This window comes from Nonomuraea sp. NPDC047897 (assembly GCF_043204415.1).
In the GTDB taxonomy this organism is placed as follows: domain Bacteria; phylum Actinomycetota; class Actinomycetes; order Streptosporangiales; family Streptosporangiaceae; genus Nonomuraea.
The window spans coordinates 160795-180549 of record NZ_JBIDCC010000011.1 but is presented as its reverse complement, the minus strand read 5'-3'; the positions used below and the strand labels follow the sequence as shown (position 1 = coordinate 180549).

The window sequence follows — 19755 nt, the reverse complement described above, 5'->3', positions numbered from 1 at the left end:
CTGACCATCCCAAACGATGCCGAGCCGTGCCCCGCACCCGGCCCCCACCTGGAACGGCCGCCGCGGCCCTGCCGAGGCGGCCTCCCGGCGGAGCTAGGGAGTCATCGGCGAGGACGCCTCCGCGTAGCGGCGGCGGGGGATGCGCCCGGCCAGGCGCGCGAGCCGGCCCGCCCGCACGGCTTCGCGCATCGCCGCCGCCATGAGGTCGGGCCGCCGTGCCCGGGTCACCGCGGTGGCCAGCAGCACCGCGTCGCAGCCCAGTTCCATGGCGAGGGCGGCGTCGCTCGCCGTGCCGATGCCCGCGTCGAGGATCACCGGCACGGAGGCCGCCTCGACGATCAGCTCGATGTTGTGCGGGTTGCGGATGCCGAGACCCGAGCCGATCGGCGCGCCGAGCGGCATGACCGCCGCACAGCCCGCCTGCTCCAGGCGGCGCGCCAGCGCCGGGTCGTCGCCGATGTACGGGAGCACGACGAACCCGTCGGCCACCAGCCGCTCCGCCGCGTCGAACGTCTCGATCGGGTCGGGCAGCAGGGTCCGCTCGTCGGCGATCACCTCCAGCTTGACCCAGTCGGTGCCGAGCGCCTCACGGGCCAGCCGGGCGGTCAGCACGGCGTCGCCGGCGGTGAAGCAGCCCGCCGTGTTGGGCAGCACCTTGATGTCGCGCCGCCGCAGCACGTCCAGCACCGATCCGCGCGCCGACGGGTCGAGCCGCCGCATCGCGACCGTGGTCAGCTCGGTGCCGGAGGCGTCCAGCGCCTGGTCCAGCACCTCCAGCGAAGGGGCGCCGCCCGTGCCCATGATGAGCCGCGAGGAGAACTTCTCGCCCGCGATGATCAGGTCATCCACCTTGCACCGCCGTCAGCACCTCGACGCGGTCGCTGTCGCGCAGCGGCGTGGTCTCCCACGTGCCGCGCGTCACCACCTCGTCGTTCACGGCCACCGCCACACCGGCGGTGAGGCCGGTCAGGATCCGTACGGCCTGCGCCACGGTGGTGCCGTCGGGCACCTCGCGGGCGTCGCCGTTGATCGTCACTTTCATCGCCAACTCCTCGAGGGTGGGGACCCGGGCCCGGGGCGCGGCCCAGCGCCGGATGCCGTGCCGGATGTCGCGCCGGATGTCGTGCCGGTTGTCGCGCCGGGTCCGGTGCCGGGTCCGGTACGCGGGCGGGACGGGGAGCACAGGGCGGCCAGCTCGGGCTCCTCGCCCAGCAGGACGGCCGCCGTGAGCGGGGCCAGCAGCACGCCGCCCCGGTGGTGCCCGGTGGCGAGCGTCAGCCCGGGGGTGCCGCTCGGGCCGATGTAGGGCACGTTGTCCGGCGTGCCTGGGCGCAGCCCGGCCACCACGTCGGCGACCTCCAGCTCGGTCACCCCGGGCACCAGCTCGCGGGCGTCGCGCAGCAGCTCGTACAGGCCGCCGGCCGTCACTCGCGTGTCGAACCCGAGCTCCTCCTGCGTGGCCCCCACCACCAGCTCGCCGTCGCCGCGGGGCACCAGGTAGACGTGCGCGCCGTGCACCGTGCCGCGCACGCACCGGCGCAGCAGCGGCTCGGGGGAGCGCAGCCGCATGATCTGCCCCTTGACCGGCCGGACCTCGACGTCGGCCAGCTCGGCGCTCCACGCCCCGGCCGCCAGCACGACGCCGTCGCCCCGCAGCTCGCCGGGCGCCCGGTCCAGCGACACCCCGCGGACCGCGCCGCCCTCGCGCAGCAGCCCGCTCACCCGGGCGCGCACCAGCGGGACGCCGCGCCGGTCCAGGGCGGCGAGCAGCGCCGCCGTGACCCGGCGCGGATCCACCCACGCGTCACCGGGGGCGAGCAGCCCGCCCCGCACGGACGGCGCGAGCATCGGCTCCAGCCGCCGGCACTCGCGGCCCGTCAGCCGCTCGACCGGGAGCCCCAGTTTCTCCATGAAGTCGGCCAGCTCGCCCAGCGCCGCCAGGTCGTCGGCCCCGAAGGCCACGTCGAGGGTGCCGTCGGCCCGCAGGTCCACACCGCCTCGGGCGGTGGAGGCGTCGAGTCCGGCGTCGGCGGCCAGCTCGGCGGCGAACGACGGCCACCTGCGCAGCGAGGCGACGCCCAGCCGCAGCAGCGGCTCCTCGGTGTAGGTGACCTCGCTGACCGGCGCCAGCATGCCCGCCGCCGCGTGCGACGCGCCCGTGCCGGGCGCCGGATCCACCACGGTCACCGCGCGTCCCGCCCGGGACAGCCGCCAGGCGATCGTCAGCCCGACGATCCCGCCGCCCACGACCAGGTCCATGCGCGCTCCCTTCGCCGGCATGATCCGGATCAGGTGGTTTGCGGTCGAAGGCCCGCGCAGCCTTCCTCTCAGCCCGGTGCGGCCGGACTCCCGCGCGTCGTACGGCTCCAGCCTATGCCCTCGCCATGACGTGCCCGGCACCGGCCCGTTATGGTCATGTCCGTGAACCATGTCGTGGTGGTCGGAGCGGGCCTGGCGGGCGTGCGGAGCATCGAGGCGTTGCGGGCGAGGGGGTTCGACGGCGCGATCACGCTCGTGGGGGCCGAACGCCACCGCCCCTACGACCGCCCGCCGCTGTCCAAGGCGGTCCTGCTGGGCGCCAGTGACTCCAGCTACGTCGACTTCGACCCGGTCGCGCTGCGGGTGGACTTCCGGCCGGGCGTCGGCGCCACGTCGCTGCGGGCCGGCGTCGTGGAGACCACCGAAGGCGAGCTGGCCTACGACGGTCTCGTCATCGCCACCGGGGCCGAGCCCGTCACGGTGCCCGGCGACGGGCCGCAGCACGTGCTGCGCACCCTCGACGACGCGCTGGAGCTGCGCGCCAGGCTCGTCCCCGGCGCCCGGGTGGTCGTCGTCGGGGCCGGCTGGATCGGCGCCGAGGTGGCCACCGCGGCCCGCCGGTCCGGCTGCGAGGTGACCGTGGTGGAGGTCGGGCCCGCGCCGCTCGCGCACGCCGTCGGCGCCGAGCTCGGCGCCCGCACCCTGAGCTGGTACGACGGCGTCGACCTGCGGCTGGAGACGATGGTGGGGTCCGTCGAGGAGGGCGGCGTCGAGCTGGTCGGCGGGGAGTTCGTGCCGGCGCACGTGGTGGTCACCGGCATCGGCGTCCGCCCGGCCGTCGAGTGGCTGGCCGGCGCCGACATCGACCTGCACAACGGCGTCGTCACCGACGAGCACCTGCGCACCTCCCTGCCGGGCGTGGTGGCGGTCGGCGACTGCGCCGCCTGGTGGTCGCGCCGCTACGGGACGCGGCTGCGGGTCGAGCACTGGGACACCGCCCTGGGCGCCCCGGAGGTGGCCGCCGCCTCCCTGCTCGGCGAGGACGCCGTCTACGACCCGGTGCCGTACTTCTGGTCCGAGCAGTTCGGCCACATGCTCCAGTACGCCGGCCACCGCGAGGCGGGGGAGCGGCTGCTGTACCGGGGCGAGCCCGAGGGCAAGTGGGCGGCCGTCTGGCTCACCGGCGACGACCGGCTCGCCGCCGTGCTGGCCGTCGACCGGCCGCGGGACCTGGTCCAGGGCCGCCGGCTCATCGAGGCCGGGCGGCGACTCGACGCGAACCGCCTGGTAGATCCCGATATTTCGCTACGAGATTGTGTTGTTTGAGCCAGCACGGCATGTGGTAGTTGTGGTTCCGTGACGCTTTCTGTTGCGCAGATCGACCGGGAGACCGACCAGCTCGTCGACGAGTGGCTCACTCTTCCCGAAGTGGCCGACCGCCTGGGGTTGTCCCTGGGCCGGGCCAAGCAACTCCTCAAGGACCACAAGCTGCTCGGCGTCCGCCGCGGCAGCGGTGGGCCGCAGGTGCCTGCGGTGTTCATCGACGGAAGGGACGTGATGAAGGGCCTGCCGGGCACCCTGACCGTGCTGCAGGACGCCGGCTACGACGACGTCGAGGCGCTGCGCTGGCTCTTCACCCCCGACGACTCGCTGCCGGGCTCGCCCGTCCAGGCGATCAAGGCCGGTCGTCACACCGAGGTCAAGCGGCGTGCCCAGGCCCTTGCTTTCTGACGCCCGGCTCTACCTCTGCACCGACGGCCGCCGCGCACGCGGTGACCTGGCCGAGTTCCTCGACGCCGTGCTCGCGGCCGGCGTGGACATCGTCCAGCTCCGGGAGAAGGGGCTGGAGGCGCGCGAGGAGCTCGCGCTGCTGGAGGTGTTCCGCGACGCGTGCGACCGGCACGGCCGGCTGCTGGCCGTCAACGACCGTGCCGACGTGGCCTTCGCCGCCCGGCCCGACGTGCTCCACCTGGGGCAGGACGACCTGCCCGTGAGGGTCGCGCGAGAGATACTCGGCGACGACGTCCTCATCGGCAGGTCCACCCACTCCACCGCCGAGGCGTCCGCCGCCGCGGTGGAGGAGGGCGTCGACTACTTCTGCTGCGGCCCCGTCTGGCCCACGCCCACCAAACCCGGCCGGTCCGCGCCCGGGCCCGCGCTGCTGCGGCACGCGGCCTCGCTCGGCACCGACCGGCCGTGGTTCGGCATCGGCGGCATCGACCTGGCCAACCTGGACGAGGTCATGTCCTACGGGGTCAGCCGGGTCGTGGTGGTCCGGGCCATCACCGACGCCGACGACCCGGGCGCGGCGGCGGCCGAGTTCGCCAAACGCCTGGCTCGCTGAACGGCCTGCCCTGCTGAACGGCCTGCCCCGCTGAACGGCCTGGCTCGCTGGACGCCTGGCTCGCTCGATGCGGCGTCAGGTCTTGCGCGAGGTGGCCGCCACGGCCAGCTCGGCCAGCGCGGCGCGGGCCTCCGGCGTGATCGGGGCCTTGTCGAGGCAGGCCAGCGCCTCGCCGAGGTAGCTCGTGATCAGGTCCTCGCACGCGCCCAGCGCGCCCGTGTCCTCGATGATCCCGCGCAGCGTGGCCACGCCCCCGTCGTCGAGGCCGGGGTCGCCCAGCAGGCGGCGCACGGTCGCGGCCTGCTCCGGTGCGGCGGCGGCCAGGGTGCGGGCCACGAGCATCGTCCGCTTGCCCTCGCGCAGGTCGTCACCCGCCGGCTTGCCGGTGCGCGCCGGATCGCCGAACACGCCCAGGATGTCGTCGCGAAGCTGGAAGGCGATGCCCACCCGGGTGCCGAACGTCGTGCACAGCTCGTCCATCCACGGCAGCCGCTCGCCGGCGGCGAGCACCAGGCCGAGCCGCAGCGGCTGCTCGACGGAGTACTTGCCGCTCTTGTACAGGGCGACGCGCAGCGCCGACTCGAACGTGTTCTCCCCGTGGGCCTGCTCCAGCAGGTCGAGGTACTGGCCGCACATCAGCTCGGTGCGCATGTGGTCGTGCACCGGCTGGGCGGCGGCCAGCGAGGCGGGCGGCAGGCCGCTGGTGCGCCACATCTCGCCCGACCAGATCAGCAGCAGGTTGCCCAGCAGGATCGCCGCGCCCACGCCGAACTGCTCCGGCGACCCCTGCCACCCGGACTCGGTGTGGATCGTCTCGAAGCGCCGGTGCGCGGCGGGCATGCCCCGGCGCAGGTCGCTCCTGTCCATCACGTCGTCGTGCACCAGGGCGCTGGCCTGCAACAGCTCCAGCGACGCCGCCGCCGTGAAGATCTCCGGCAGGTCGGCGCCGCCGGCGCCGCGCCAGCCCCAGTAGCAGAACGCCGGCCGCAGCCGCTTGCCGCCCGCCAGCAGCTCGGTGGCGGCGACGCGCAGCGGCTCCAGCTCCTCGGACCCCGTGGCGGGTAGCTGCCGGCCGACGAACGCCCGCAGGGAACGATCAACCTGTTCGCGCAGGGTGTCCAAGCCCGCGGCCTCAGTGCTCATGTGCATGAGACTAGTGGTCGCACGCCGGGGGCAGGATCTCCAGGTTCCCCTCGGCCCGCTGGTGCGGGGCGCGTCGGGGTACCCTGATCTCATGGCCCTTGGTCGACCCTCCGTCCTCCCCGATCGCGTCCCCACCGTCCGTGAGCTTCTCGCCGCCGGTGGCCGCTCGTTCTCGTTCGAGTTCTTCCCCCCGAAGACCGACGAGGGGGAGCGTCAGCTGTGGCGGGCGATCAGGGAGCTGGAGGCCCTGCGTCCGACGTTCGTCTCGGTGACCTACGGCGCCGGCGGCTCCACCCGTGACCGCACGGTCGACATCGTCGAACGGCTGGCCCACGACACCACGCTGACGCCGGTGGCGCACTTCACGGCCGTCAACCACTCCGTGCGCGAGCTGCGTCACCTGGTGGGCCGCTTCGCCGACGCGGGGGTGCGCAACATCCTGGCCGTGCGCGGTGACCCGCCGGGCGACCCGACCGGCGACTGGGTCAGGCACCCCGAGGGGGTCAGCTACGCCGAGGAGCTGGTGCGGCTGATCCGGCAGGCGGGCGACTTCTGCGTGGGCGTGGCCGCGTTCCCCTACAAGCATCCGCGCTCGCCGTCCGTCGAGTCCGACACCGAATACTTCGTGCGCAAGTGCCGGGCAGGGGCCGACTACGCGATCACGCAGATGTTCTTCCAGGCGGACGACTACCTCCGGCTGCGCGACCGGGTGGCGGCCATGGGCTGCGACACGCCGATCATCCCGTGTGTCATGCCGGTCACGCAGATGAGCACGATCGCCCGGTCGGAGCAGCTGTCGGGGGCGCCGTTCCCGCCCGGCCTGGCGGCCCGCTTCGAGGCCGTGGCCGACGACCCCGCGGCGGTGCGCGCCCTGGGCATCGACCACGGGGCCGAGCTGTGCCAGCGGCTGCTCGACGAGGGGGCGCCGGGCATCCACTTCATCACCTTCAACCGGTCGAGCGCCTCGCGTGAGGTCTTCCAGCGCCTGTCGCACGCCGAGGCCGTCACCGCCTGACCCCGCTGCCTGACCCCGCTGCCTGACCCCGCCGCGCGGAGGAGAGGCCGCCGGGGTCCCGCCACCCGCCCGCAGGGGGACCCGGCGGGTGGCGGGCTGGGGTGGGCAGACGCGGGGTAAAGCGTCCGTTACCTTACGTGTTCAGGTGTGCCCGTCCGTCATGAGGGCCAAACCAGCAGGTCAAGGCTTTACCATGGCCGTCCGTCAGCAGCTCAGCGGCAGCGGCCGGCCGACGATCGCGTACTCTTCGTAGCCGCCGGGGAAGACGTAGCGGCTCAGCAGGTCCGTGAAGCCCATGGCGGCGTAGAGGTGGCGGGCGGCGGTGGGCCGGTCGTGCGTGGACAGCACGGCCGAGCGCTCAGGCCGGCCCGCGCAGAGCGTCGTGATCATCGCCCGGCCGATGCCCTTGCCCTGGTGGTCGGGGTGCACGTGGATCTCGGCCAGCTCGAAGGCGTCGCCCAGCCAGGCGTCGGCCACCTCGCGCCCGGCCAGGTCCTCCAGCGCCCGGGACACCACGTCGTGCCACCACTGTCCGGGCGCGCCGTGGAAGCCGTAGGCGAAGCCCACGACGCGCGGCACCGGCCGCACTCCGCCCGAAATATCCCGCAGCTCGGCGAAATAGCATTGAAAACGGGGATATGTGGCGTGATTGCGCATGATGGTGGTGCGACCGGTGATCTGTTCGGGCGGTGGGCGCATGGCGGCGGTGTAGATGGCCATCACCGTGTCCAGCCGCGCGCCGAACTCGGCGGGCCCGCCGCCGCGGAACTCGACCACCGGGCGCACGCTACTCGACGTCCACGGGGGTGCCCGCGGTGATGCGGACCAGCTCGTCGAAGGTGGTCGGGAACACCGTGTGCGGATGCCCGCCCGCCGCCCAGACGACCTCGTGCTTGGCCAGCCAGTTGTCGACCAGCGTCCGGACCGGCGCCGGGTGGCCGACCGGGGCGACGCCGCCGATCGGCTGGCCCGTCGCCTGCCGGACGAACTCGGGGGTGGCCCGCCGTACCGTGCCGACGCCCGCCGTACGGGCGATCAGATCGACGTCGACACGGTGCGCCCCGCTCGTCAGCACGAGCAGCGCGGAGCCGTCGGCGTCGAAGACGAGGCTGTTGGCGATCGCCCCCACCTCGCAGCCGAGCTGGGCCGCGGCGGTGGCGGCGGTGGGGGCCTTCTCGGGCAGGACGACGATGTCGCCGCCGGCCCCCAGCTCGCGCAGCGCGGACTGGACGATGACGGCGTTCGAGGGCAGCGGCACCCCGCCGCCCCGGCTGAACTTCTCGGACATGCGGACACTCTAAAGCGATTGAGCGCGGCTTTACCGCGCATGGTGTTGGTATAGGGTCCTTTGACTTGATCGTTGAGGTGAGAGGTGATTCGGGTGGGCGCACCACGTCTGGCCGCACTGGCGACAGCGGGCGCCGTCGTGCTCGCCGGGGCGGGGGTCGGGACGGGCCTCACAGCCGCAGCCGCAGCCGGGGCCGCCCAGGCGGCGCCGGCCGCCGCACGGTCCGACGCCGCACGGTCCGCGACGGCCGCGGGCGTCACCCGGGGTGCCGAGGCGCGGCAGGGCGGCACGGCGGCCTGGTCCGCGCCGCTGGGCGCACCGAAGCGGCTCAAGCTCGGCGCCAAGGGCGAGGCCGTCGAAGCGCTCCAGCGACGCCTGGCCGAGCTGGGCTACCGGCCGGGCAAGGCCGACGGCCGGTACGGCGGGACGACCCTCATGGCCGTCTGGGCGTTCCAGAAGGTGAACGGCATCAGGCCGAGCAGCACGGTCGGCACGTCCACGTGGCGGGCCCTGGAGCGTCCACGGGCCCCCAAGGTGCTGGTCGGCAAGGGCAAGGCCACCCGCGCCGAGGTGAACCTGACCACGCAGATCATGGTCCTGTACGTGGCCGGGCAGCCGAAACTGATCAGCCACGTCTCCTCGGGCAGCGGCATCGCGTACTGCGAGACCAGCGTCTGGCAGGGCAGGCAGCAGCGCTTCTGCGGCTCGGCCCGCACGCCCACGGGCGACTACCGGACGACGTGGCGCAGGTCGGGCTGGCACAAGTCCTATCTCGGCGAGCTGTACAACCCGATCTTCTTCAACGGCGGCATCGCGTTCCACGGGGCGCTGTCAGTGCCGTTGTATCCCGCTTCGCACGGGTGCGTCCGGCTGCCGATGAACGTGGCCGAGGTGCTGCCCGGCATGCTGGGCAAGGGCGTGCCGGTGCACGTGCGCGGCGCGTTCAGGAGGGCGTGACGCCCGGCCTCCTCGGCCGCCGTGTCGATGGCGGCCGGCTCGTCGCGCAGCGCCCACGCCGGCGCGAGCAGGGCGACCGACTGGCCGCGCGCCTCGGCGACCGCGCCGAGCGCGCGGACTGCCGGGTCCGCCGCCCGGCACGGAGGTTACCGGTGGATCAGGCGGCGCCCGCGTCCGGGGCGGCGGGCCGCCGCGCGTCCACCTCGATCTCGATCTTCATGCGCGGATCGGCCAGCCCGCATTCGAGCATCGTCGCGGCGGGCCGCACCGCGCCGAAGACGCGGCGCAGGACCGGCCAGCACGGCTCGAAGTCGTCGCGGTCGGGCAGCAGGTAGCGGACCCGCACCACGTCGGCGAAGGTGCAGCCGGCCTCCTCCAAGGCCGCCCCGATGGTGCGCAGGCACTGCTCGGCCTGCTCGACCACGTCATCGGAGATGGTCATGGCCGCGTAGTCGAACCCGGTCGTCCCCGACACGTGGACGCGGTCGCCGTCCACGACCGCCCGGGCGTACCCGATCCGCTCCTCGTACAGGGAACCGCTCATGATCGCGCGTCGTTCTCTCACGCCTGGAAACGGTAGGCGACCAGCGATGATACGTCCAAGACGCATTGATGAACGGTGTGATATCTCTCGACGTATGGACCGGCCCGAGCTCGCCCTGCACCAGTTGCACGCCTTCGCCGTGCTCGCGGAGGAGCTCCACTTCGGACGCGCCGCCGAACGGCTGGGCATCGCCCAGCCGCCGCTGAGCCAGCAGATCGGCCGCCTGGAGCGCCGGGTCGGACACCCGCTGTTCGAGCGGGGCAGGCGCGGGCCCGCCGGCCGGGTCACACTCACCCCGGCCGGCCGGGAGCTGTTGCCCGCCGCCCGGCGGGCGCTGGACGAGGTGGCCGCCGGGCTCGACGCTGCCCGCCGCACCGGCAGCGGGCAGGCCGGCCTGCTGCGCATCGGCTTCGCGGCGTCGCTGGCGCTCACCGTCCTGCCCCGGATCGTGCGCGCCTACGGCGGCCGTCATCCGGGCGTCGAGCTGGAGATCCGCGAGATGACCAGCGCGCCGCAGGCGACGGCGCTGCGGGAGCACGTCCTCGACGTCGGGCTGCTGCGCGAGCCGCCGGACGGCGACGACCTCGTGGCCGAGCCGATCCTGTCGGAGCCGTTCGTCGTCGTGCTGCCCGCGGGCCACCCGCTCGCCGCCCGGCGCGTCGTCCCCGTCGCCGAACTGGCCGGCGAGCCGTTCGTGCTGCTGCCGCGGGCCGCCGCGCCGGCCTTCCACGACCGGATCGTCGCCGTGTGCCGGCAGGCGGGGTTCGAGCCGCGCGTCACGCAGCGGGCGGTGGAGTGGCAGACGGTCACGGCGCTGGTCGAGGCGGGCCTAGGGGTGTCCCTCGCGCCGGCGGGCATCCGGCGCGTCCGGCTGGCGGGCGTGGCCTACCGGCGGGTCACGCCCGCCGCTCGGACGACGGTCGCGCTGTGCCACCGCCGCGACGACGCCTCCCCGCTGGTGGCCGGCTTCCTGGAGACCGCGCGGGCCCTGCGCGGCTGACGCCGGCCCCAGCCGGCCACCCGGTCGCGGCAGGGCGCGGCCCGGGACGGCGCGGGCCGGTCTAACGTCCGGATAACCCTTCGCGGTGACGGGCGGGTTATGAACCTCCTGCTGGACTCCCATGCCCGAGGCCGGGGACGTCCCGGCCCGGAGCCCCGGGGGAGAACCATGCTGTCCACACCCGTCGCCCGACTGCGCCCACCGGCCGCCCGCCCCGCCTTACCGGACCGCCGGTGGTGGTGGGCCCTCGCCGGCGGGTGGGCCGCCCAGGTGCTGCTGCGGCTGTGGCTGTTCAGGTACCACGCGGGGCCCGTGGCCAACCCCGACGAGACCGGCTATCTCGTCGCCGCCCGCTGGCTGGCCGGCGGGCCGGGGGCGGACCTCACCGGGTCCACGTTCTACCAGGCGGGGTACGCGCTGCTGCTGGCGCCGATCCACTGGGTCACCTCCGACCCGGCCACCGTCTACCGGCTGGTGGTGGCCGTGGGGTCCACGGCGGCGGCCACGGCGTTCCCGCTGGCGTTCCTGGTTTTGCGGCGGCTGGGCGTCGGACGGGGCCCGGCACTGTTCCTGGCGTTCGTGGCGGCGGCCTCGCCGTCGCTGCTGCTGTTCTCCGGGCTGGCGCTGGCCGACGCGGTCCTGCCCACGCTGCTCCTCGGGTGGCTGCTGGGCCTCCACGACCTGGCCCGCGCGGGCTCCGGACGGCGCGGGCCCGGCCGTGGAGCAGGCGTGCGTGCGAGGGTGCGTCCGGGCGTGCGTCCGGGCGTGCGGGCGGGCGTGGCCGTCGGGGGGCTGGCGGGGTTCGCGGCGGCGGTGCACATGCGGGGCGTCGTCGTGCTGGCCGTGTCGGTCGTCGTGGTGGGTGCGCTGCTGGTCGCGCGACGGGTGCCGCGCGGAGCCGGGCTGGTGTCGCTGGCCGTGGCGGTGGTCCTGGCCGCGGCGGGCGCGGTGCTCAACCGGGCGCTGGCCGCCGCGGTCTATCCGGGCGGCGTGCGGGACCTGTCCGGCCTCCTGGTCTCGCGGCTGACCGGCCTCGACGGGCAGGCATGGGCGCTGTCGGGGGCGGCCGGCCAGCTCTGGTACCTGGTGGTGGGCACGTGGGGGCTGGCCGGCATCGGGCTGGCGGCCGCCGCGATCGCCGCGGTACGGGGAGTCGGCGTCCGCCGGGGCGCCGGGCGGCCGGAGCGCGCTCGGGACGCGGACGGTGCGCGGGCGGGCCGGGCCGCGATCACCTTCGCGCACCGGGTCACCGCCGTGGCGTTGCTCGCGGTCACCCTCGGCATCGCGTACGCGTCGTCCGCCGCGCTGCCCGACGAGCACCGGGTCGGCAACTACGCCTACGGCCGCTACCTGGCGTGCGTCGCCGTGGCGTGGACGCTGGTCGGCCTGGCCGCGCTGGTGCGCGTCCGGCGGGCGGCGGTCGCCGGGCTCGCGGCCGCCGCGGCGGCGCTGGGAGCGGCGGCCGGCGGCGTGGCCGCGTGGTACGCCGGTGACCGGCTCGACCGGTACGCCTTCATCGCCTTCGACTTCCCCGAAGTGATCTTTCTCAGCGGGGTGCCGGACCGGTTCGACATGGCCGCCGCCTCGCTGACGGCGCTGGCGCTGCTCTCCGGGCTCACCGCACTCGCCACGTGGTCACCCGTGCGGGCGTGGGCTCCCGTGCGGGCGTGGGCGCCGGCGGCGGGGCTGGCGGTGGTGACCGTCGCGTTCGTCGTGCACCTGGCGCCCAAGTCGGCTCCCGCACCGGGCCGCGACTGGCTGCCCGCCCCCGGCCCCGGCCGGGTCGCGGTGGACACCCGGGTGGCGTGGAACGTCTGGCTTCCGCTCATCCACCGCGTCTGGTGGACGCCGCTGGAGAAGTACGACGGCGCGCGTCAGGCGCCGCCCGCGGGCGCCTGCACGGTGATCGTGCCGCCTTCGGCCGGTCCGCCTCCGGCGGGGTGGACCGCGACGGGCGACGGCGACCCGTCGAAGGGCTGGGCCTCCTGGAAGGGCGCCCGCTGCCGCTGACATCCGCCCTTGGGATTCGCCCGCCCGATCGGCCGCTGCCCGATCGGCCGCTGTCCGGCGGGCGCGCTCGGTGGAAGGGGGGCCGGGTCGGACCCTGACTCAGGTGCCGCCGAGGCTGTCGAGGCCGCGCAGCGCCACCTCGGCGGCGCGGACGGCGGCCGCCACGGCCTGCTCCATGGAGTCGCCCCGGCCGATGGACACCATGACCGCGAGCTTGGCCGCGCCGGTCAAAGCCCCCACGGCCGCCGCCGCGTCGACCGGGTCGAGCAGGTCGGCGTAGGCGTCGTGCAGCGCCCGCGCCAGCCGTAGCTGGCTGTCGAACAGCAGGTGCAGCGCGCGCGCCTGCAGGGCGGGCACGTTCATGACGAGGTCCATGCGCAGCGGCGCGTCACGCAGCGGTGGGCCCTCGTCCTCGGCCGCCTGCGACAGGCTCTCACGGACGATGCGCAGCAGCAGTCCGGGCAGCGGTTCGTCGGGCTTCCTGGCCGCCACCAGGTCGAGAATGCGCTCCATCCGCACTTCGGAGTCGAAGAAGACCACGTCCTCCTTGCTGGCGAAGTAGCTGAAGAACGTGCGCGTCGACACGTCGGCCTCCGCCGCGATCTCGGCGAGAGTCGTCTCCTCGTAGCCCTTCTCGGCGAACAGCCGGAGCGCGGCCTCGATCAGCGCCCGGCGTGTGCGCTGCTTCTTGCGCTCCCGCATACCCACCATGACGGAACTGTACTGCACAGGCTTATACTTTTCACCAATTGAAAATTTGCATTCGGTGATGTTTTGTGGAGGTACCGACCCGGAAGGAGTCCCGGCATGTCCGACCTCACGCTGACCACCGAGCGCGACCGCCCCCTCGACCCGCCAGACCGGTTCACGGCGCTGGCCGAACGGGCGCCCCTGCACCGTATGACGTACGCCGACGGGCACCTCGGCTGGCTGGTCACCGGCTACGCGGCGGCCCGCGCGGTGCTCGCCGACCCGCGCTTCAGCAATCGGCCGGAGCTGACCCATCCGCCCGTCCCGGCCCGGCTCCAACTGCTGAAGGAGGTCCAGGAGCAGGGGTTCCAGGTGCCGCCGGGATTCTTCCTGCGGATGGACGCGCCCGAGCACACGCGCTACCGCAAGCTGCTGGCCGGCCAGTTCACCGTGCGCAGGATGAACCAGCTCGAGCCCCGCATCGGGGAGATCGCCGAGGCCTGCCTCGACCGGATGGAGGCGGGGGAGCGGCCGGCCGATCTGGTGGAGGCGTTCGCGCTGCCGGTGCCGTCGCTGGTCATCTGTGAGCTGCTCGGCGTCCCGTACGACGACCGCGAGCGGTTCCAGGCCGACTCCAAGGTGCTCTTCGGCCTCGACAGCGAGGGCGCGGACGTCATCGCCGCGATGACGCGGATCTCCGCCTTCCTGTACGGCCTCATCCAGCACAAGCGCGGCGAGCCCGGCGACGACCTGCTCAGTGGGCTCGTCGGGGGCGGCGAGCTGACCGACGAGGAGCTCACCGGGGTCGCGTTCCTGCTGCTCGTGGCCGGCCACGAGACCACCGCGAACATGCTCGGCCTCGGCACCTACGCGCTGCTGAGCGACCCCGGGCAGCTCGCCCTGCTGCGCGAGGACCCCTCGCTGATGGAGAACGCGGTCGAGGAGCTGCTGCGCCACCTCACGATCATCCACCTGGGGCCCGTCCGGGCGGCGCTGGAGGACGTCGAGCTGGAGGGGACCGTGATCGCCAAGGGTGAGGCGGTCACCCTCCACCTCCCGGTGGCCAACCGCGACCCCGCGCGCTTCCCCGGCGGCGACCACCTCGACGTCACCCGGGCCGCGACCGGACACCTGGCCTTCGGCCACGGCATCCACCAGTGCCTCGGCCAGCAGCTCGCCAGGATCGAGATGCGGGTCGGCTACGCGGCGCTGCTGCGCCGCCTGCCGGGCCTACGCTTGGCCGTACCACCGGAGGAGGTGCCGATGCGCACGGACATGAGCATCTACGGCGTGCACCGCCTCCCTGTCACCTGGTAGGGCGTGAGGATGAAGATCGAAGCGGATACGACGGTGTGCATCGGGGCGGGCATGTGCGCGCTGACGGTGCCGAAGGTGTTCGACCAGAGCGAGGAGGACGGCACCGTGGTGCTTCTCGACCCGTCGCCGCCGGAGGAGCTGGCGGACGCCGTCCGACGGGCCGTGACCCTCTGCCCGTCGGGCGCTCTGTCGGTGTCCTGAGAAACCGTCCGGGCCGCGCCGCTTTTCGGCGGTCCGCCGTCCCCCGCGTGGTTGTGCGGGTTTACTGCCGGGTTGCTTTTCGGGTCGGTGGCCGGTCAGACGGGCGCTTTTCCGTCCTATCGCCATATAGGGGATTTTACGGCCAGCAGGGCCCGGCCACCGGCCGGAAGGGAGGCCGGGCTCACTCGCCGGTCAGGAGCAGCAGCGTGTAGGCCGCCAGCGTGGCGGCGTCCGTGATGTCGCCCCGGCGGATCATGGCCTCCACCTCGGCCCGGGGGAACCACTGGTGCCGCAGGTCCTGCTCCTCCGGCTCCAGCTCGGGCTCCCCGTGCGTGAGGTCCCAGGCCAGGAACACGTCGAAACCCTGTGCCGACACGCCCTTGGCCGTGTCCAGCCGGCCCAGGTGGCGGATCCCGCCGGCCGTGAGCCCGGTCTCCTGGCGCAGTTCCTCGCGGGCCAGCGCCTCCGGGTCGCCGGTCGCCAGGTGCGGGAAGGTTCCCTGCGGGAACTCCCACGACCGGGCCCGGACCGGGTAGCGGTACTGCTCGACCAGATGGAACCCGCCGTCCTCGACGGCGATCACCAGCGCGAAGTCCGGCTTGTCGACGTAGGTGTAGACGCCGGGCGAGCCGTCGGGGCGGCGGATGCGGTCCTCGCGCAGGCGCAGGTACGCGTTCTCGTACACGATCTCGGTGGACACCTGCTCGATGACCTGTCCCTGCTCCTGCTGCGTCACTGGCTGCTCCCCTGGGCCGCGCGGTCGGATTCGGGCGACGCCGGGGGCCGCCCATAATGGCCGGTCCCCGGGGTGGCCACGTGCCCCCAGCCTTCCGCATGGCACGGCCGTCGCGCCACGCCGGCGGCGGGCGGGGCGGGATCGATCGAACCTGTGTTCTGGAACAGGTTGACACAGACCGTGATCGAAATTATGTTCGACGTAGTGACGTGAGACTCGCGGCTCACGTCGAGGACCTGATCGCGGGCCGCGCTTCCCCCAAGCGAGACCCGCGGTCGGGCTCCACGGGCGAAGGGCGCGTCCTCGTCGTCGGCGGAGACGAGCGGGCGCGTCCTGGCCGGACGGGGAGAGGGGAAGCTTCTCGTCCGGCCGGCCCGGCGGAAATGTCGGTGGCGTCTGCGATCGTTGGCTTCACCGGCGGCGACGCCGGGAGCCGCCACGACCCCAAGGAGGCGTGCACATGGCACCACGGTCTAGAGACCCGCAGGGTCCCGGGCTGTCGCCTGCTGTTCGGGCGCATCTGACGGATTCACGTTCCTGCCTGGCGGAGGCGACGACCGCCCGCACCCCGGCATCCCGCTATGTCGCCGCCCACCTGGCGGCGCTGCGCGCGGCCGCCGCGATCCTGGCCGCCCGCCCACGCCCCATGGAGGGCCGCAGGCGCCGCCTGCGCAGCGCGTGGGAGCTCCTGCCGGAGGCGGAGCCGCAGCTCGCCGATTGGGCCGCCTACTTCGCCGTGAGCGCCGCCAAGCGGGCCAGGGCGGAGGCGGGCATGGTCCGCGGCGTCTCGGCGGCCGACGCCGACGAGCTGCTGACCGAGGCCGGAAAGTTCGTCACCACGGTGGAGGGCATCCTCGGCGTCCCCACCCAGTCCCAGCTCCCGGTCGTCGTGCCCCTGGCCGGCTGACCGGCCGCCCCGAGACCCGGGTGCCGCCCTCCGGGCGGTCTCGCCGGGGCCCCGTGTCGGTTCCGCCCGCTCCGCGAAGGCCGGGTGAGCCTGCGCGCGTGAACTTCTTCCGGGCAACGCGCCGGGCGCGCGGCCGCCGTCCGTGACGGTCGTCCGGCCATCCCCGGCGCCGACGGAGGGGCGTACATGGGTGAGGGGCGCGCCCGTGCGGTGGCGCGCCCCCGAGAGTCGCGGTCAGCCCCTGAGGACCACGGTGTCCGTCAGAAGGACTCGACGGCGCGGCGGGCCTCGGCGTCGAGGACGCCCCAGCTGATGAGCTCCTCCGTCAGCTCGCTCGGCGACTTGTCGTAGATCACCGCCAGAGAGCGCAGGTCCTCCTGGCGGATCGACAGCACCTTGCCGTTGTAGTCGCCACGCTGGCTCTGGATGGTGGCGGCGTAGCGGGCCAGCGCGCCCGCCTTCTCCTTCGGCAGCGTGGCCAGCCGCTCCAGGTCGATCACAAGCTTCGGGGTGGGCCCGAGCGGGCTGGGCGCCGCGCCGCCGGGCAGCAGCTCGGACACGGGAACCCCGTAGAAGTCGGCAAGCTCGGCAAGCTTCTGCACCGTGACCGCTCGGTCGCCACGCTCGTACGAGCCCACGACCACGGCCTTCCACCTGCCACGCGACTTCTCCTCGACCCCGTGCAGGGACAGGCCCTGCTGGGTGCGGATGGCGCGCAGTCGTGCACCCAGCGACTTTGCGTACTCAGACGGCATCGTGTGGCCCCCCGGCTCTCTATGTGTTGCTCTCAGTAGATTGTGCTCCCTTGCGGCGAATGCCCGAGCCACCGGGGGGTCTGGTGCCGAGGTGGCTCCATCGGTGGCGGTGCCATGGGTTTACCCCAATTCGCCGCGCGGTGCTGGTTACGCACAGTGACGGTAAAGGGGAGGACGCTCAAGGTCAAGCTGATTGGAAAAAAGATGCCGAATCCGATCCGGGAGGCTACGCCGCAAAAGCCCCACATGTCCCATAAATAGCGGCAGTTCGTCATAGTTTGCCGGATGTTTCACTGCTGCCGAGTGAGGATCATCACGGGACGGGACGACGCGCGAACGATCTTCAGCGAGGTGTCCCCGAGGAAGACCCGCCGCAGCGGGCCACTGTCGCTCGACGCGCAGACCAGCAGATCTCCGGGCAGCCAGGAGGTCGCGGCGAGCGCCTGGGCGACGGTGCGACCCTCCAGCACCTCCACCGAGACGCGGCGCCGGTGCCCCTTGGCGGCCTCGGCCAGGTCGGCGGAGGCCAGCTCGCGCAGCCGGTCGAGCATGTCCTCCTCGATCTTGACCCGGCGGCCGCTGCTGACGAGCAGCGTCACGAGCCGCAGCGGCACGTCCAGCCGGACGGCGGCCCTGGCGGCCGAGGCGACGGCGCCGTCGGCGCACGGCCCGCGCCGGTAGGCGAGCGTGATCCGCTCGAACGCCTCGGGCTGGACTTCGGCGTAACCGCGGGGGGCCAGCAGCACGGGCACCGACGAGGCGTGCAGGAGCTGGTCGGCGGTGCTGCCGACCGAGATGCGGCCCTTGCCGCCGCCCGGAGCCGAGCCGATCACCACGACGTCGGCGCCGCGGCCGCGCGCCAGCTCCAGCAGGCCGCGCCCGCTGGCCTTGTGGTGGTGCACGACGTAGTCGACGTCATCGCCGGCCAGTTCGCCCACCGCCGCACGCGCCTTGTCCAGCGTCGCCTCGGCCTGCTCGTCGAGGTAGGCGCGCCAGGCGCTCTCCTCGGCCCGGGCCGGGCCGGGCGCCGACCGGGCGGGCGGCTGCACGGTCGCCACCGTCAGGCGGCCACCGGCCTGGCGGGCGAGCAGGGCTGCCAGCATGAGCCCGTCGCGGCCCCGCGGCTCGGCGATGAACCCGCTCAGCACGTTGTCGAGCCTCATGGTCAGACCACCTCGGTGTTCAGCCGCGAGTTGCGGTAGCCGTACAGGAAGTAGCAGACGAACCCCAGCAGCATCCACAGCCCGAACGCCAGCCACGTCACCCCGGCGAGCCCGGCCATCACCACGCCGCACATCACGGCACCGAGCACCGGCGTGACCGGGAACAGCGGAGTGCGGAAGCTGCGCGGCAGCTCGGGCCGGCGGCGGCGCAGCACCAGGACACCGACGTTGACGATGGCGAACGCGAACAGCGTGCCGATGCTGGTGGCCTCGGCGAGCTGCCCGAGCGGCACCAGTCCCGCCAGCACCGAGATGAACGCCGCCACGATCAGCGTGTTGGCGACCGGCACCTGGCGGCGCGGGTTCACCTTCTGGAACACGCGCGGGATCAGCCCGTCGCGGGACATGGCGAACAGGATGCGGGTCTGACCGTACATGACGGTCAGCACGACGCTGGCGATGGCGATGGACGCCCCGAAGGAGACGATGAGCCCGGCCCAGGTCGAGCCGGTGGCCAGGTCGGCGATCTGCGCCAGGCTGGCCTCGGTGCTCTCCGGGTCGAAGTCGGTCCACGGCATCGCGCCGACGGCGGCCATGGCGACCAGCACGTACAGGACGGTCACGATGGCCAGCGACAGGATGATCGCCAGCGGCAGGTCCCGCTTGGGGTTCTTCGCCTCCTCGCCGGCGGTGGAGGCGGCGTCGAAGCCGATGTAGGAGAAGAACACCTGCGAGGCCGCCGCGGTGATGCCCGCCACCCCCATCGGCGCGAACGGCGCGAAGTTCCCGGCCCGGAAGGCCGTGAAGGCCACCACGCAGAAGAACAGCAGCACGACCACCTTGATGAGCACGAACACGGCGTTGGCCCTGGCGCTCTCCGAGGCGCCGCGCAGCAGCAGCCAGGTGGCCAGCACGACGATGAGGATCGCCATGAGGTTGACCACGCCGCCGTCCTGGCCGGGCGAGCCGATGATCGCGGCGGGCAGCTCCCAGCCGAACAGGCTGCGCAGGAACGAGTTGAGGTACTGGCCCCAGCCGACGGCGACCGCGGCGACCGACACGGCGTACTCCAGCATGAGACACCACCCGGCGACCCAGGCGACCAGCTCGCCGAGCGTGGCGTAGGCGTAGGAGTAGGAGGAGCCGGACACCGGGATCGTCCCCGCCAGCTCGGCGTACGACAGGGCGGAGAACAGCGCGGTGACCGCGGCGAGCACGAACGCCACGATCACCGCGGGCCCCGCCTTGGGCACGGCCTGCCCGAGGATGACGAAGATGCCGGTGCCGAGCGTGGCGCCGACGCTGAACAGCGTGAGCTGCCACAGCGACATCGTGCGCCGCAGCTCACCGCCTTCGCCCCGGCCGCCCTCGGCCACGATCAGGTCGGCCGGCTTGGTCCGCATCAGCCGTTGAGCCAGTGTCACGA

General features: G+C 73.6%; 22 protein-coding genes and 1 riboswitch. Of the genes, 10 read left to right on the top strand and 12 right to left on the bottom strand.

Annotated elements, in window-relative coordinates; genetic code table 11:
- Positions 1-93: 93 nt before the first annotated feature.
- The 3 genes from ACGF0J_RS25000 to thiO form a co-directional block, all read right to left on the bottom strand.
- Positions 94-849, bottom strand: coding sequence for a thiazole synthase (locus tag ACGF0J_RS25000; protein WP_393149385.1), 756 nt, complete (start codon positions 847-849; stop codon positions 94-96).
- Complete coding sequence (gene thiS, locus ACGF0J_RS24995) at positions 842-1042, bottom strand: sulfur carrier protein ThiS (protein WP_393149384.1); 201 nt, start codon at positions 1040-1042, stop codon at positions 842-844. Before thiS ends, ACGF0J_RS25000 begins: the two co-directional genes overlap by 8 nt.
- Entirely contained in the window at positions 1039-2259 is a 1221-nt protein-coding gene (gene thiO / locus ACGF0J_RS24990) for a glycine oxidase ThiO (RefSeq protein WP_393149383.1), read from the bottom strand. Before thiO ends, thiS begins: the two co-directional genes overlap by 4 nt.
- A riboswitch (TPP riboswitch) is annotated at positions 2249-2363 on the bottom strand. (Overlaps the previous gene by 11 nt.)
- 58 nt (positions 2364-2421) lie before the next feature.
- Between thiO and ACGF0J_RS24985 the strand changes: the two genes are divergently transcribed.
- Genes ACGF0J_RS24985 through thiE form a run of 3 tightly spaced genes read left to right on the top strand, consistent with a single transcriptional unit; the run spans position 2422 to position 4603 of the window.
- Entirely contained in the window at positions 2422-3585 is a 1164-nt protein-coding gene (locus ACGF0J_RS24985; protein ID WP_393149382.1) for an NAD(P)/FAD-dependent oxidoreductase, read from the top strand.
- Between the two features lie 30 nt (positions 3586-3615).
- Complete coding sequence (locus ACGF0J_RS24980; RefSeq protein WP_393149381.1) at positions 3616-3990, top strand: Rv2175c family DNA-binding protein; 375 nt, start codon at positions 3616-3618, stop codon at positions 3988-3990.
- Positions 3968-4603, top strand: coding sequence for a thiamine phosphate synthase (thiE, locus tag ACGF0J_RS24975; RefSeq protein ID WP_393149380.1), 636 nt, complete (start codon positions 3968-3970; stop codon positions 4601-4603). Before ACGF0J_RS24980 ends, thiE begins: the two co-directional genes overlap by 23 nt.
- A gap of 75 nt (positions 4604-4678) precedes the next feature.
- On the opposite strand, the gene ACGF0J_RS24970 is transcribed toward thiE, so the two are convergent.
- Entirely contained in the window at positions 4679-5746 is a 1068-nt protein-coding gene (locus ACGF0J_RS24970; RefSeq protein ID WP_393149379.1) for a polyprenyl synthetase family protein, read from the bottom strand.
- A gap of 91 nt (positions 5747-5837) precedes the next feature.
- On the opposite strand from ACGF0J_RS24970, the gene metF reads away from it, so the two are divergent.
- Complete coding sequence (gene metF, locus ACGF0J_RS24965; RefSeq protein WP_393149378.1) at positions 5838-6761, top strand: methylenetetrahydrofolate reductase [NAD(P)H]; 924 nt, start codon at positions 5838-5840, stop codon at positions 6759-6761.
- A gap of 204 nt (positions 6762-6965) precedes the next feature.
- Here metF and ACGF0J_RS24960 read toward each other — a convergent pair whose 3' ends face one another.
- Entirely contained in the window at positions 6966-7538 is a 573-nt protein-coding gene (locus ACGF0J_RS24960) for a GNAT family N-acetyltransferase (RefSeq protein WP_393149377.1), read from the bottom strand.
- 10 nt (positions 7539-7548) lie between these two features.
- Positions 7549-8049, bottom strand: coding sequence for a YbaK/EbsC family protein (locus ACGF0J_RS24955; protein ID WP_393149376.1), 501 nt, complete (start codon positions 8047-8049; stop codon positions 7549-7551).
- 93 nt (positions 8050-8142) lie between these two features.
- On the opposite strand from ACGF0J_RS24955, the gene ACGF0J_RS24950 reads away from it, so the two are divergent.
- A complete protein-coding gene (locus tag ACGF0J_RS24950; RefSeq protein ID WP_393149375.1) occupies positions 8143-9006 on the top strand; it encodes a peptidoglycan-binding protein in 864 nt (287 codons plus the stop codon).
- A gap of 157 nt (positions 9007-9163) precedes the next feature.
- On the opposite strand, the gene ACGF0J_RS24945 is transcribed toward ACGF0J_RS24950, so the two are convergent.
- The gene (locus ACGF0J_RS24945) at positions 9164-9571 is read right to left on the bottom strand and encodes a RidA family protein (protein ID WP_393149374.1); all 408 of its coding nucleotides are present in this window, start codon (positions 9569-9571) and stop codon (positions 9164-9166) included.
- Positions 9572-9644: 73 nt separating this feature from the next.
- On the opposite strand from ACGF0J_RS24945, the gene ACGF0J_RS24940 reads away from it, so the two are divergent.
- Positions 9645-10550, top strand: a complete 906-nt coding sequence (locus ACGF0J_RS24940) for a LysR family transcriptional regulator (protein WP_393149373.1) — start codon at positions 9645-9647, stop codon at positions 10548-10550.
- Positions 10551-10718: 168 nt separating this feature from the next.
- The gene (locus ACGF0J_RS24935; protein ID WP_393149372.1) at positions 10719-12560 is read left to right on the top strand and encodes a hypothetical protein; all 1842 of its coding nucleotides are present in this window, start codon (positions 10719-10721) and stop codon (positions 12558-12560) included.
- A 99-nt stretch (positions 12561-12659) separates the two neighbouring features.
- On the opposite strand, the gene ACGF0J_RS24930 is transcribed toward ACGF0J_RS24935, so the two are convergent.
- Positions 12660-13271 carry a TetR/AcrR family transcriptional regulator gene (locus ACGF0J_RS24930; protein WP_393149371.1) on the bottom strand — a complete coding sequence of 204 codons (612 nt, stop codon included), beginning with the start codon at positions 13269-13271 and terminating at the stop codon, positions 12660-12662.
- A gap of 96 nt (positions 13272-13367) precedes the next feature.
- Here ACGF0J_RS24930 and ACGF0J_RS24925 point away from each other — a divergent pair, with 96 nt between their 5' ends.
- A complete protein-coding gene (locus ACGF0J_RS24925; protein WP_393149370.1) occupies positions 13368-14567 on the top strand; it encodes a cytochrome P450 in 1200 nt (399 codons plus the stop codon).
- A 9-nt stretch (positions 14568-14576) separates the two neighbouring features.
- A complete protein-coding gene (locus ACGF0J_RS24920) occupies positions 14577-14768 on the top strand; it encodes a ferredoxin (protein ID WP_393149369.1) in 192 nt (63 codons plus the stop codon).
- A 181-nt stretch (positions 14769-14949) separates the two neighbouring features.
- Here ACGF0J_RS24920 and ACGF0J_RS24915 read toward each other — a convergent pair whose 3' ends face one another.
- Positions 14950-15504, bottom strand: coding sequence for an NUDIX domain-containing protein (locus ACGF0J_RS24915; RefSeq protein WP_393149368.1), 555 nt, complete (start codon positions 15502-15504; stop codon positions 14950-14952).
- A 460-nt stretch (positions 15505-15964) separates the two neighbouring features.
- Here ACGF0J_RS24915 and ACGF0J_RS24910 point away from each other — a divergent pair, with 460 nt between their 5' ends.
- Positions 15965-16411 (top strand): SAV_6107 family HEPN domain-containing protein, encoded by a 447-nt coding sequence (locus ACGF0J_RS24910; RefSeq protein ID WP_393149367.1) that lies wholly within the window; start codon positions 15965-15967, stop codon positions 16409-16411.
- A gap of 260 nt (positions 16412-16671) precedes the next feature.
- Here ACGF0J_RS24910 and ACGF0J_RS24905 read toward each other — a convergent pair whose 3' ends face one another.
- From ACGF0J_RS24905 to ACGF0J_RS24895, 3 genes are all read right to left on the bottom strand, one after another.
- Positions 16672-17166, bottom strand: a complete 495-nt coding sequence (locus tag ACGF0J_RS24905; RefSeq protein WP_026214021.1) for a transcriptional regulator — start codon at positions 17164-17166, stop codon at positions 16672-16674.
- Between the two features lie 290 nt (positions 17167-17456).
- On the bottom strand, positions 17457-18329 hold the full coding sequence (locus ACGF0J_RS24900) for a universal stress protein (RefSeq protein ID WP_393149366.1): 873 nt from the start codon (positions 18327-18329) through the stop codon (positions 17457-17459).
- Between the two features lie 2 nt (positions 18330-18331).
- Positions 18332-19732 carry an amino acid permease gene (locus ACGF0J_RS24895; RefSeq protein WP_393149545.1) on the bottom strand — a complete coding sequence of 467 codons (1401 nt, stop codon included), beginning with the start codon at positions 19730-19732 and terminating at the stop codon, positions 18332-18334.
- Positions 19733-19755: the final 23 nt, after the last annotated feature.